Origin of the sequence: Flavobacterium ardleyense (assembly GCF_042686085.1) — a bacterium.
In the GTDB taxonomy this organism is placed as follows: Bacteria; Bacteroidota; Bacteroidia; order Flavobacteriales; family Flavobacteriaceae; genus Flavobacterium; species Flavobacterium ardleyense.
The window spans coordinates 215,470-228,859 of sequence record NZ_JBHUOL010000012.1; the positions used below are offsets into that span (position 1 = coordinate 215,470).

The window sequence follows — 13,390 nt, forward strand, 5'->3', positions numbered from 1 at the left end:
CTCTTTCACCTTTTTGCCCCAAATCTACCATAAAACTTAACCTACTAATTTTTCTGGTAAGGCAAATGTATATCTAGATTATAGTATTACATAAAATAATTGTTGAATAGTCCAAATACTCGTTGAACTGTCATTTTCATGAAGATTACGCACGATTTTAAGAGGATATGTAAAAATCAGTCACTTTATAAAACAAAAAAAGGCGAAATCTCTTTCACCTTTTTGCCCCAAATCTACCATAAAACTTAACCTACTAATTTTTCTGGTAGCGCTAATATATATCGAGATAACAGTATTGCATAAAATAATTGTTGAATTGTCTAAATACTCGTTGAACTGTCACTTTTATGAAAATTACTCACACTTTCAAGTGAAATTATAAAAATCCGTTAATACATAAAACAAAAAAAAGGTGAAATCTCTTTCACCTTTTTGCCCCAAATCTACCATAAAACTTAACCTACTAATTTTTCTGGTAGCGCTAATATATATCGAGATTATAGTATTACATAAAATAATTGTTGAATGCTATCAAAATCCGACGAACTGCACTTTTTAATAAGCACGATCGTCTTTTCCTTCATAAAAATTCATAAAAGCTTTGTTAACTACTCGGTTTCCACCATCAGTTGGATAATCACCCGTAAAATACCAATCACCTAAGTTCTTAGGACAGGCTTTGTGTAAATTAGCTACTGTTTGAAAGATGATTTTAACTTCTGCCTTGGTTTCTTCTGGTTTTAACATTACTGCAATTTTATCAGAAATCTCTTGATCTGTGAAAGGCGCGTAAATTTCTTTTACATAATTCACAACATCAGCGTCTATATAATCTTCCTGTGCTTTTGATTTTTTGTACACGTCATCAACAATATGGTATAAGTTTCGGTCTTTTAAAAGCTCTAAAACAGCTCTAAAAGCAACCAACCCTTCTAACTTAGCCATATCAATTCCGTAACAATCTGGATAACGGATTTGTGGTGCTGAAGAAACTACTACAATCTTCTTAGGATTTAAGCGGTCCATCATTTTGATAATACTTTGTTTCAAGGTAGTTCCTCTTACAATACTATCATCAATAATTACTAAATTATCGGTTGGTTTAACAACACCGTAAGTTACATCATAAACGTGAGCTACTAAATCATCTCTACTACTATCTTCAGTAATAAAAGTTCTTAATTTAGCATCTTTAATGGCAATTTTCTCCGTTCTAATTTTAACTGAAAGTAATTCTTTCAATGATTCTAACGTCAAAACATCTCTATCCTTAATAATCGCTTTTGCTTTTCTTTTATTCAAGAAATCTTGAGCTGCTTCAGACATCCCGAAGAATGAAGTCTCAGCCGTATTTGGAATATAAGAGAAAACCGTATTATCAGTATCGTTATTAATTGCCTTCAAAATTGAAGGAAAGATTAATTTCCCTAATTCTTTACGTTCTTGATAAATTTCGGCATCACTTCCGCGCGAAAAATAAACACGTTCAAAAGAACAAGCTTTTTTAACTAGTGGTTCTCTAACTTTTTCAATAGTTACCTTTCCATCTTTCTTAATGATGATAGCACAACCTGGTTCTAATTCTTGTACTTTTTCAAACGGCACATTGAATACTGTTTGAATTACAGGACGCTCAGAAGTTACTACTACAATTTCATCATCTTCATAATAGTAAGCTGGACGAATTCCGGCAGGATCACGTAATACGAATGAATCTCCATGACCTAATAATCCAGCCATCGCGTAACCTCCGTCAAAATTTCTTGAAGCACGTTCTAAAATTCGTTGAATATTTAAACGTTCACCGATAATTGCTGATGCTTCTTGTTTCGAATAGCCTTCATTTTTACAATCTCTATACAAATGAGTTACTTCATCATCTAAGAAATGTCCGATTTTTTCCATTACGGTAACGGTATCAGCCATTTGTTTAGGATGTTGTCCTAAGTCAATTAAGTTTTGAAACAACTCTTTCACATTCGTCATATTGAAATTTCCCGCAATAATTAAATTACGATGCATCCAATTGTTTTGACGTAAGAAAGGATGAACACTTTCGATGCTGTTTTTACCAAAAGTTCCATAACGAACGTGACCTAAAAACAATTCTGCGATATACGGAATGTTTTTCTTTTGAAGTGCCACATCATCTTGATATTCTGGATGTGCTTTTAACTCACCAGCAATACGCTCATTGATTTGCGAAAAAATATCTTTGATCGCGTGCGTGTCGTTTGAACGAACTCTACTAATGTATCTTTCACCCGGATTTACATCTAATTTAATACTTGCTAATCCGGCTCCGTCTTGACCGCGGTTATGTTGTTTTTCTAGAAGCAAATACATTTTTTGTACGCCATAGAAAGCAGTTCCGTATTTTTCCTTATAGAATTCTAACGGTTTTTTTAATCTTAGTAATGCAATTCCACATTCGTGTTGTATAGCGTCACTCATAAGTTGTTGTGTTGTCTAGGTTGTTGTTTTATTTTATAGTTCAAACAAAAATGCCCCGAAAATTCGGGGCACGTTTTATTATTCTTCTAATTCGATTTCAAATTGTGTTAACGCTTTAAATTGTCTTAAACGCGCGTTCACTTCATTCTTCTCTAAGTTTTCCATTCGCTCTGTTCCAAATTTCTCCACACAGAAGGAAGCCAAGTTAGATCCATAAATAATGGCATTTTTCATATTCTCAAAAGAAATGTTTTCCGATTGTGTAATATATCCTGCAAAACCTCCTGCAAAAGTATCACCAGCACCTGTTGGATCAAAAACTTCTTCTAATGGCAGAGCGGGAGCAAAGAAAACTTCTTTTCCTTGGAATAATAACGCACCGTGTTCTCCTTTTTTAATTACAACATATTTTGGCCCCATAGCATGAATCTTAGCTGCAGCTTTCACCAAAGAGTACTCTCCAGATAGTTGACGCGCTTCTTCATCGTTAATAGTGATTACATCTACACGTTTAATTACGTCTAATAATTCAGGCAATGCACAATCCATCCAGAAGTTCATCGTATCTAATACAATTAATTTTGGTTTCGTTGTCATTTGGTCCAAAACACCCGATTGTACCATAGGATGTAAATTTCCTAACAAAACGATGTCTGAATTTTTATAAGCTTCAGGAACTATTGGATTGAAATCTGCTAAAACGTTTAATTCTGTAATTAAAGTATCACGAGAATTTAAATCGTTGTGGTATTTTCCACTCCAAAAGAATGTTTTTCCACCTTTAACTATTTCAATTCCTTCGATATTTACTTTTTTATTTTCTAATAAATTTAAATATTCTTTTGGAAAATCTTCTCCTACAACAGAAACTATTGCTGCATCCACATTAAAAAAGTTAGAAGCTAAACCAATATAAGTTGCAGCCCCACCTAAAATCTTGTCCGTTTTTCCGAAAGGAGTTTCAATAGCATCAAAAGCTACTGTTCCTACTATTAATAATTTGTTCATCAATATTGATTTGAAATAAGGGGCAAAGATAAAACTTTAGTTCCACACTTTAAAGTTTAGCACTTTAAAGTTTTTAGGTAAATTTGTAAAAGTTGCTATTAAAAAAATCCGACATTACTTATATTGAATACTATGAAAAATAAATTAATTTTCAGCTTACTGATTCTTTTTACAACCGTTATTTATTCTCAAAAAACAGTAATTGGCAAATGGAAAACCATTGACGATTCTACAAAGGAAGCAAAATCGATTGTTGAAATCTACAAGTTGAATAATGAATATTTCGGAAAAATTACAAAAATACTTAACGAAGCCGTCAAAGACAAAGTTTGTATTAAATGTAAAGGAGTTGACAAAAACAAACCAATTGAAGGTTTAGTAATTATAAAAAAACTAAGCAAAGACGATACAATGTATGTTGATGGCACCGTTACGGATCCAGAAAACGGAAAAACATATACTTGCAAAATTTGGTTGGACGAGAATAACAACGATGTGCTAAATGTTCGTGGTTATATCGGATTTTTCTACAGAACGCAGCAATGGAAAAGAATCAATTAGATCTAATATAGTTTGAGGGGTACTATTATGTATTCCATTAGTATTCTTACTGTTTATCTTTGCATTTTTCCTCTGATAACGAAATAAGTAATCAAAAGCATTAGAATAAGAAAAAAAATCGTAATATATTCTGTTGCATTGATCCTGCTTCCCACTTCAATATCATTCACATAAATAATTCTCACCTTACTAGACCCTTTATGTTGAACCAAGACCTTAGCTCCTATATCATATTCTGAATTTAAATCTGCTTCTGCCCTAAAAATAGAACTATCAATTGAAACATCATAAATTGTTGTGGTATAACTACTATCATTAAAGTCTTCTGACCTAATATTTACAATTTCACCTTTTTCTAAATTATTCCAATTTTTAAAAGTAAAAAATGTGTTACTGATGCAGTAATAAAATATAAGCAAATAAGTTGAAAACATCACAGCTGAAATAATGAAAATAAAAAGTTTATACAATATTTTACCAACCATAAAGCTATTTGTTTAATTAGAGGAATCTAAACCTTCATAGAAAACATCTCTCGAAAGTTTTTCTTGTTGCGAAGCCATAACTGCTAATTCATCACAACGTTCGTTTTGAGGATGACTGTTATGTCCTTTTACCCATTGAAAATTAACTTGATGTTGGCGGTATATTTTTAAAAACCGAATCCACAAATCGGGATTTTTCTTGGCTTTAAAATTTATTTTTTCCCACTGAAATACCCACCGTTTTTCAACAGCATCAACTACATATTTTGAATCGGAAACTACTAATACTTTAGTTTTTGGTTTTTTTAGCTTTTCCAAACCTACAATTACGGCCAGTAATTCCATTCTGTTATTTGTAGAAAGTCTAAAACCTTCAAAAAACTCTCTTTTATAAGGAGTTCCTACTAACTCCATAACTACTCCATAGCCTGATGGACCCGGATTTCCTTTGGCAGCGCCGTCTGTATAAATGTGTACTTCGTGTGGCAAAATAAGTTTTAGTTTTTTGAATTTAAAATATCAGCAATCACTTCAGGAAAATAGCGGTGTTCTAATATATGTATTTTAGAAGCAATTTCTTTTGCCGATTGACAATCTTCAATATTTACGGATTTTTGGAAAATAAATTCTCCTTCGTCATAATTTTCGTTCACGTAATGAATGGTAATTCCTGTTTCTTGCTCTTTATTATCCAAAACAGCTTGATGCACATTCATTCCATACATTCCTTTTCCGCCATATTTTGGTAAAAGTGCGGGATGAATATTGATCACATTTGGGAATTCTTTTAAGATGCTTTCGGGGAATTTAAGCAGAAATCCGGCTAACACTATTAAGTCCGGTTTAAAATTACGCAACTCTTGTAAGACAAAACCTTCATTTAATTGTATTCTGTTAAAAACCACTGCTGGAATTTCGTGATTTTTAGCTCTATCGAGTACTTTGGCATCTGATTTGTTAGTAAAGATCGCGACCACAGTTCCTTGGCTGTTATTTTTAAAATACCTTATAATTTCTTCGGCATTAGTCCCATTTCCGGAAGCAAAAAGCACAATATTTTTCATTTGATGTAGATTTCTTCCACAAAAAAAAGCATAAAAATTGGTAAAAAATAAAAAAAAGAAGCCTTTGTGAATAATTTTTTTTAAATTCGTGGTCACATTTAGTAACAAAAGGGTGGTTTTAAGATAAAGTTTTTTATTTTTGCCATCAAATTAAATTAAAAATTAAAGATTATGTCAGACATTGCATCAAGAGTAAAAGCGATTATCGTAGACAAATTAGGTGTTGACGAAAACGAAGTTGTAACAGAAGCTAGCTTCACTAACGATTTAGGAGCTGATTCATTAGACACTGTTGAGCTTATTATGGAGTTCGAAAAAGAATTTGACATTCAAATTCCGGACGACCAAGCTGAAAACATTGCTACTGTAGGTCAAGCTATCTCTTACATCGAGGAAGCTAAGAAATAATAAAAAAGCATCCACATCGATTTTCTTTGTGGATGCTATTATTTTTCGTTTTCTGTTTTTAAATCTTTTAGAAGATTTTGCAAACTTTGATTGTATTACAATCATAAAATAAAAAAATATGTAATACCCATTGTTTCTTTTAGTTATTATTAAAAGCACTGTGGGTTTTTTTATATAAATCGAAAATTAAAAACTATGCAATTAAAGCGCGTTGTGGTAACTGGTCTTGGAGCTTTGACTCCAATCGGTAATACTATTCAAGAATATTGGGAAGCGTTGATTAGCGGAAAAAGCGGTGCTGCTCCTATCACTTATTACGATACAGAAAAACATAAAACAAAATTTGCTTGTGAAGTTAAAAACTTCAACATTGAAGATTATATGGATCGTAAAGAATCTCGTAGACTAGATAAGTTTGCTCAGTATGCTATTGCAGCGAGTGACGAAGCTATCAAAGATGCGGGTATTACTAATGATAACGTAAACAAACACAGAGTTGGTGTTATCTGGGGAGCTGGTATTGGTGGTTTACAAACTTTCCAAGATGAAGTAATGTATTATGCAAAAGGAGATGGTACTCCAAAGTTTAATCCATTCTTTATTCCTAAAATGATTGCTGATATTGCTCCTGCTCATATTTCTATGAGAAATGGCTATATGGGTCCAAACTATACTACTGTTTCGGCTTGTGCTTCTTCTGCAAATGCTTTGATTGATGCGTACAACTACATCCGTTTAGGAACGTGTGACGTAATTATTTCTGGTGGTTCTGAAGCGGCTGTTACTATCGCAGGAATGGGTGGTTTCAACTCAATGCATGCTTTATCAACTAGAAACGAAAGTCCAGAAACAGCTTCAAGACCGTTTGACGCTACAAGAGATGGTTTCGTTTTAGGAGAAGGTTCTGGTGCATTAGTTTTAGAAGAATATGAACATGCAAAAGCACGTGGTGCTAAAATATATTGTGAAGTTGGTGGTGGTGGAATGTCTTCTGACGCTTACCATTTAACAGCGCCACATCCGGAAGGACTAGGTGTAATTGCCGTTATGGAAAACACTTTGCGTGATGCAGGAATGACTCCAGATCAGGTAGACCACATTAACACACACGGAACTTCAACACCTCTTGGTGATGTTGCCGAATTGAAAGCAATTAGTCACGTTTTTGGTGATCATGCAAAAAACATCAACATCAATTCAACAAAGTCGATGACAGGCCATTTACTTGGTGCTGCAGGTGCTATTGAAGCAATTGCTTCTATTTTAGCTATGAAATACGGAATTGTTCCTCCAACGATTAACCATACCGTTGTGGATGAAAATATTGACCCATCTTTAAACTTAACTTTAAACAAACCACAAAAAAGAGAAATCAAAGTTGCGATGAGCAATACTTTTGGTTTTGGTGGACATAATGCTTGTGTACTGTTTAAAAAATTAGAGGATTAGTTCGATGCGTCGTTTTTTAAGAAAAATATCAAGAAATTCCCGTTCTCCAGAAGACGGGATTTTTTTTGAAAAACTTGCCAAAATACTAGGCTTTGATCCTAAAGACCTAAAATATTATAGAAAAGCATTCACTCATCGCTCCTCTAATAAGCTAGATGAAAATGGAATTCCATTTAATTATGAGCGTTTAGAATTCTTAGGCGATGCCATGCTTGGAAGTGTCATAGCCGCTCACTTATATAATGAAGTTCCTGGTGGCGACGAAGGCTATTTGACTAAAATGCGTTCAAAAATTGTAAGTCGAGAGCATTTAAATGAATTAGGTAGAGATTTCAACCTAGTCGGCTTTGTCGAAAGTAAAGTTAATTCAAGTCAATTTGGTGAAAATATCCACGGTAATTTATTTGAAGCGTTCATTGGCGCAATATATTTAGACCGAGGTTATACTTATTGCGAGAAATTCCTTCGCACAAAAATCATTAAACAATATGTCGATATTGCCCAACTTGAAGGTAAGGTAATCAGCTACAAAAGTTTAATTATTGAATGGTGTCAAAAAGAAAAAATGCCATTTTCTTTTGATTTTGTGGAAGACAATGGAATTGAAGGACAAAAATATTTTGGAGTAAAACTTCATATTGATCACAAAGTAATATCAAAAGCAAGAGCTACTTCAAAGAAAAAAGCAGAAGAAAAAGCGTCTCAAAGAGCCTATTTTGCGCTACAAGAAAAAATTTCTAAGAAATAATTCGGAACTCTTCTCTTATTAAATTATCGTTAAGAACCTCTAAAAAACTCTTTTTAACAGTTTTTTAATGTTACCTTTGTATTCAAATTATACCCGATGATTACCCATAAAATTCCAATAAACGATTTTATTTCAGAGGATTATGAACTCATTGCAATACATTCTTCACTGGATGATTACAAATTAGCCTACACTATCAACGCTGCTTTGGACATTCGCCTAAAGAAAAATGATTCCAACTTAGAAATTGAAATTGAAGAAGGAAAAAGTGCTTTTAGCAACTATGTTTTTGATGATGAAGAAAACGACGTTGTATGGACCCTGATAGAAAACAAAACTACAATTTTAACATCAAAAAATAAGACTTCTCAACTTTTTGACGCTGTAGATATTACTGTTTTCCTATTACCTGAATTCAGAAAAGCCGATTATCTATTAAAAATAGAAAATATTGATTCCTACTTCAACGAGGAGGAAATCATAGGGAAAATTTTGGCTATAAAAAATATAACTACAGCTTATGCTTTAGACCCAACGAACTTAAAATCAAAAAATAATTTAATTTTTTAATAAAAATGTTAACGAATAAAAAAACTAAGATTGTCGCTACACTAGGCCCTGCATGTAGCACAAAAGAAGTAATAAAGAAAATGATTGATGCGGGAGTAAATGTTTTTAGAATTAACTTCTCTCATGCTGAATATACCGATGTAAAAGAACGCATTGAGATGATTAGAGAGCTTAACGAAGAGTTTGGTTATACAACTTCTATTTTAGGCGACTTACAAGGCCCAAAGCTTCGTGTGGGCGTAATGAAAGAAGATGTCGTTGTAAATAAAGGTGACAAAATCACTTTTACTACTGCAGAAGACATTTTAGGTACGGCTTCAAAAGTTTATATGAACTACAAAGAATTTCCTAAAGATGTAAATCCAGGAGAGCGTATTTTATTAGACGATGGAAAATTAATTTTCGAAGTTACAAAAACAGATAAAAATACAGAAGTTGAAGCAATTGTGATTCAAGGCGGACCACTTCGCTCTAAAAAAGGTGTTAACCTTCCAAACACAGCCGTTTCATTACCAGCTTTAACGCCAAAAGATATAAAAGACGCGATTTTTGCGATAGAAAATAAAGTAGATTGGATTGCTTTATCTTTTGTTAGAACTTCTAAAGATTTAGAAGAACTTCAGGATTTAATCGCAGAACATTCGGATCATAAAATTCCAATTATTGCAAAAATAGAAAAACCAGAAGCGGTTGCTAATATTGATAAAATTGTAGCTTTTTGTGATGGTTTAATGGTAGCCCGTGGTGATTTAGGTGTTGAAGTACCCGCTGAGGAAGTACCCCTGATTCAGAAAAAACTGATACACAGAGCAAAAACAGCAAGAATTCCAGTAATTGTAGCAACACAAATGATGGAAACTATGATTACAAGCTTAACACCAACGCGTGCTGAAGTGAATGACGTAGCGAATTCCGTTATGGATGGAGCAGATGCAGTAATGTTATCTGGAGAAACTTCTGTTGGTAATTATCCTGTTGAAGTTATTGAAACGATGACAAGAATAATTGAAAGCGTTGAAGATTCACCTCTTATTAAAATGCCTTTAACCCAACCAATGATTAAAAACAAACGTTATATTACTAAAACGATTTGTTATCATGCTGCTTTAATGGCTGACACAATTAATGCCAAAGCGATTACAACCTTAACGAATTCAGGATATACGGCATTTCAAATTTCGGCTTGGCGTCCAAAATCACATATATTAGTATTTACTTCTAACAAGAGAATTCTAACACAATTGAACCTTTTATGGGGTGTTAGAGCCTATTTCTATGATAAATTAGTAAGTACAGATGATACGATCGAAGATATAAATACCATTTGTGCAAATAAAAATTACGTTACAAAGGGTGATATGATAGTTAATTTAGCTGCAATGCCAGTTGTAGAAAAAGGAATGGTAAATACACTTCGTGTTTCTGAAATTGAGTAAATGAAAGAATTTAAAATATAGTAAAGCTGTCTGAAAAGGCAGCTTTTTTTTATTAAAATTCAAACTTCAGCTGGATCGAAATGCTTTTTTGAGGCAATTTCAAATGTGGCTTTTCTTCATTATTCAAATTATGCACTGAAATCCCTAATAAACGAACAGAATTACGCAAGCGTTCTTGATACAATAAATCATTTGCAACATCTGCTATAATTGTTTTATCGCTTACAAAATAGGGCAAAGTCTTACTTCGAGTTTGAAGCGTGAAATCTGAATATTTAAGCTTTAACGTAATAGTTTTTCCTGAAATTTTACTACTCTTGAGTCGTTTTTCCAATTCGTTAGCAATATTCAATATACGTTCTTCTAGGTAAATCTCTGATGATAAATTTTCGTTAAACGTCCGCTCTGCACCAACAGATTTAACTTTCCGATTTGGTTTCACTTCACTGTTATGAATGCCTCTAGAAATCTCATAGTAATGCAATCCACTATTGCCGAAATTTTGTTCTAAATATTCTTTCGATTTTTGTCTTAAATCAAATCCTGAAAAAATTCCTAATTGGTACATTTTTTCAGCGGTCACTTTACCAACTCCGTAAAATTTCTTGACATCTAACTTTTCTAAAAAACCTTCAATATCATCTGGATTTACCGTTTTTTGACCGTTTGGCTTATTAAAATCAGATGCGATTTTCGCCACAAATTTGTTAGCGGAAATTCCGGCTGAAGCGGTTAATCCAACTTCATCAAAAATACGTTTTCTAATTTCTTGAGCAATTAATGTTGCGCTTGGGTTTCCCTTTTTGTTTTCGGTTACGTCCAAATATGCTTCATCAAGCGAAAGCGGTTCTACCAAATCAGTATACTCAAAAAATATCTTTCGAATCTGTTTTGAAATTTCTTTATACCGATCAAAACGCGGTGGCACAAAAATTAAATCGGGACATAATTTCTTAGCTTGAATGCTACTTAGCGCACTTCTAACTCCAAATTTTCGCGCTTCATAACTTGCAGCCGCAACAACTCCTCTTAATTCACTTCCGCCAACAGCTAAAGGCTTTCCGATGAATTCGGGATTGTCTAATTGTTCTACCGATGCATAAAACGCATCCATATCGATATGAATTATTTTACGGTAGTTTTCGCTCATAAGTTATTCGGTGGGAAAAAAGAAACTCATTGGTTTTTTAAAAAATCGTTGTTTTATGGATGTAATAATTGGTCGCAATTCGCTCAATGGTATATTTCTAGAACGGAATGCTAAGCCTAATGACAAGCTGAAACTTACTATGAAGTTCACTAATCCAATCATTCCAACACCGAATATCCCCCAAAAGAACAAACTATTTTCTACATGAAATTTCGCACCATATAAAGCTAGTGCTAAATTTCCACTGGCAAAAGTAATATGTCGTATATCTAAATTTAGTCCTAAAAATATTCCAATCGAAGCAGTACTTCCTAGGAATACTCCAAACCAAAAATTTGAAACTAATCCAGCCCATTTCTGATTGTACCAGCTTGCAAATCGTTTTGTCTTATCTTTTCCGAAGGTCATTTTCAACCAGGGATGTTCTTCAATTCTATATTTCACATCAAAATGCTTGTCTCTGTTTGAAATACTTCCGGAGATAATTCCAGATAAAAACAAGAAAAAACCAGCAATAGCAGCATGAAAAAGTAATAATGAACCAATTGGATTTAAATCGACAAGAAATTTATGCCAATTCGTCAATGCAATATTATTTCCAAAAATAGTATCGATTGCCCATATTCCAACTAATGCAACTGGAAATGCCATTACGACGTTTCCTACGAAGGCGATAAACTGCGAACGAAATAATCGGGCAAATAAAATGGCGAAAGCTTTATGTTTTTCATTATCGTTACCTTTATTCTTCAATCCCACTTCAAGTGCAGTAATCAAAGCAGCCGCAGTCATTGCCGGCTGCTTTGTAGCTAACGTAAATCCTAGCAAATAAATAACGATAAAACCAAAGGAATAATTCAAACTATAGAAAAAAGCGTGACCAAAATCACTAGTTTCCATTTTCGAAAGTAATAGTTTAATGATACATAAAAAGCCAACTACTAAACCGCCGCCTAAAGCAGTGTATAGCATTTTAAAGTATTCCGTTTTACTTTCAGTAATATAATGTTCACCTGTTTTTGCAGAATGTTGCGTAATTTCGTAGGATAATAACTGCGTGCTTTCGCTGACTAATTTTCTAACATTAGTCTTTTGACAATTGTATATAATTAGTTTCAACCCCAATTCAATTGACTTTGCTCTTTTATCATCGGGCTTATCAACTATTAAAATAGGTAACAAAACACCTATTCGATGCAATTGTTGTTTAATACGAAGCAAGTTTTGATTCACACGAAGTGAAATTCCGTATTTAGAAGAGTTTTGAAACGCTTTCGCGATAAAGTCATTGCATTGCTTATACAAAACTAATAACTGACGGTAATTGATGTCTTCCGATGTAATAAAACACTCCGTATCTTTTGAAGTAATGGTGGTTTGAATGGCGTCTAATTCTTTTTCGAAAGCTTCAAATGGACTTTCAAATTTATCATATTCTGGCACCATTTTTAAAACTTCGGTTTCCAACGCTTTTCCACTGCTTCTTTGTGACAGCAGATTCATAGCTTGCAAAACTTCATGCATTGGAGAATTTACTTCTGTATCGGTGTAAATTGTTTCAAAACCTATTATTTCAAATAGTTCATCTAATTGATCCATCGGTATTTTCTCTATCCAGATGGGATCAGAAATTAAATAAAAGATTTGATTCAGCACATATTGTAAAGATTCTTTTGGCGCTTGAAATGGTAAAAACTTTGCAAAAATTCGCTTTTTAACTTCGTAAAAGAAATCGGTGTCTTGCAAAATTCCGGCATCCGTGAGAATACTATCAAAACTTCTTTTATCTAACAGTAAATGAAGATATTTAACAAAATGCTCTTTCTCGCTTGGGTTTTGAATAAAAAAATATAAGACATTTCTAATAGAAACTGATTTAACTTCCTTAGGTTTTTTAGGTCTGATTGTATTTACTAATGCAACTAATATATCAATAGCATCTTCATCTTCTCGCCACAGTTGTAAATCGTTAAAATTTCTTTTACAGATTTCTTCAAATGACTCCAAATTTGTCCTTTTAAATATACTCATTTTTTTTATTTTCAAAACGTTGTAAA

The 13,390-nt window shown here is 33.2% G+C and carries 13 protein-coding genes; 6 read left to right on the forward strand and 7 right to left on the reverse strand.

The window, feature by feature from the left end; all coding sequences use genetic code 11:
• Positions 1-555: 555 nt before the first annotated feature.
• Positions 556-2,454, reverse strand: coding sequence for an amidophosphoribosyltransferase (locus ACFSX9_RS06660; RefSeq protein ID WP_379805917.1), 1,899 nt, complete (start codon positions 2,452-2,454; stop codon positions 556-558).
• A 78-nt stretch (positions 2,455-2,532) separates the two neighbouring features.
• Positions 2,533-3,462 (reverse strand): PfkB family carbohydrate kinase, encoded by a 930-nt coding sequence (locus tag ACFSX9_RS06665; protein ID WP_379805919.1) that lies wholly within the window; start codon positions 3,460-3,462, stop codon positions 2,533-2,535.
• Positions 3,463-3,594: 132 nt separating this feature from the next.
• Here ACFSX9_RS06665 and ACFSX9_RS06670 point away from each other — a divergent pair, with 132 nt between their 5' ends.
• Entirely contained in the window at positions 3,595-4,023 is a 429-nt protein-coding gene (locus ACFSX9_RS06670) for a DUF2147 domain-containing protein (protein ID WP_379805921.1), read from the forward strand.
• A 53-nt stretch (positions 4,024-4,076) separates the two neighbouring features.
• Here the strand turns inward: ACFSX9_RS06670 and ACFSX9_RS06675 are convergent, their stop codons facing one another.
• From ACFSX9_RS06675 to purN, 3 genes are read right to left on the reverse strand one after another with little or no spacing between them, the layout of a single operon-like run.
• Entirely contained in the window at positions 4,077-4,508 is a 432-nt protein-coding gene (locus tag ACFSX9_RS06675) for a hypothetical protein (RefSeq protein ID WP_379805923.1), read from the reverse strand.
• A 12-nt stretch (positions 4,509-4,520) separates the two neighbouring features.
• Entirely contained in the window at positions 4,521-4,997 is a 477-nt protein-coding gene (gene rnhA / locus ACFSX9_RS06680; protein ID WP_379805925.1) for a ribonuclease HI, read from the reverse strand.
• A gap of 8 nt (positions 4,998-5,005) precedes the next feature.
• Positions 5,006-5,572, reverse strand: coding sequence for a phosphoribosylglycinamide formyltransferase (gene purN, locus ACFSX9_RS06685; protein ID WP_379805927.1), 567 nt, complete (start codon positions 5,570-5,572; stop codon positions 5,006-5,008).
• Between the two features lie 171 nt (positions 5,573-5,743).
• On the opposite strand from purN, the gene ACFSX9_RS06690 reads away from it, so the two are divergent.
• The 5 genes from ACFSX9_RS06690 (at position 5,744) to pyk (ending at position 10,183) form a co-directional block, all read left to right on the forward strand.
• Positions 5,744-5,980, forward strand: coding sequence for an acyl carrier protein (locus ACFSX9_RS06690; RefSeq protein WP_007137004.1), 237 nt, complete (start codon positions 5,744-5,746; stop codon positions 5,978-5,980).
• A gap of 195 nt (positions 5,981-6,175) precedes the next feature.
• The gene (gene fabF, locus ACFSX9_RS06695) at positions 6,176-7,429 is read left to right on the forward strand and encodes a beta-ketoacyl-ACP synthase II (RefSeq protein ID WP_379805929.1); all 1,254 of its coding nucleotides are present in this window, start codon (positions 6,176-6,178) and stop codon (positions 7,427-7,429) included.
• Positions 7,430-7,433: 4 nt separating this feature from the next.
• Positions 7,434-8,177, forward strand: a complete 744-nt coding sequence (gene rnc, locus ACFSX9_RS06700; RefSeq protein WP_379805931.1) for a ribonuclease III — start codon at positions 7,434-7,436, stop codon at positions 8,175-8,177.
• A 96-nt stretch (positions 8,178-8,273) separates the two neighbouring features.
• On the forward strand, positions 8,274-8,747 hold the full coding sequence (locus tag ACFSX9_RS06705; protein WP_379805933.1) for an IPExxxVDY family protein: 474 nt from the start codon (positions 8,274-8,276) through the stop codon (positions 8,745-8,747).
• A 5-nt stretch (positions 8,748-8,752) separates the two neighbouring features.
• Positions 8,753-10,183, forward strand: coding sequence for a pyruvate kinase (gene pyk / locus ACFSX9_RS06710; protein ID WP_379805935.1), 1,431 nt, complete (start codon positions 8,753-8,755; stop codon positions 10,181-10,183).
• A gap of 52 nt (positions 10,184-10,235) precedes the next feature.
• On the opposite strand, the gene dinB is transcribed toward pyk, so the two are convergent.
• Both dinB and ACFSX9_RS06720 read right to left on the reverse strand, forming a co-directional pair.
• Complete coding sequence (dinB, locus tag ACFSX9_RS06715; protein WP_379805937.1) at positions 10,236-11,333, reverse strand: DNA polymerase IV; 1,098 nt, start codon at positions 11,331-11,333, stop codon at positions 10,236-10,238.
• Between the two features lie 3 nt (positions 11,334-11,336).
• A complete protein-coding gene (locus tag ACFSX9_RS06720; protein ID WP_379805939.1) occupies positions 11,337-13,364 on the reverse strand; it encodes a site-specific recombinase in 2,028 nt (675 codons plus the stop codon).
• Between the last annotated feature and the right edge of the window lie 26 nt (positions 13,365-13,390).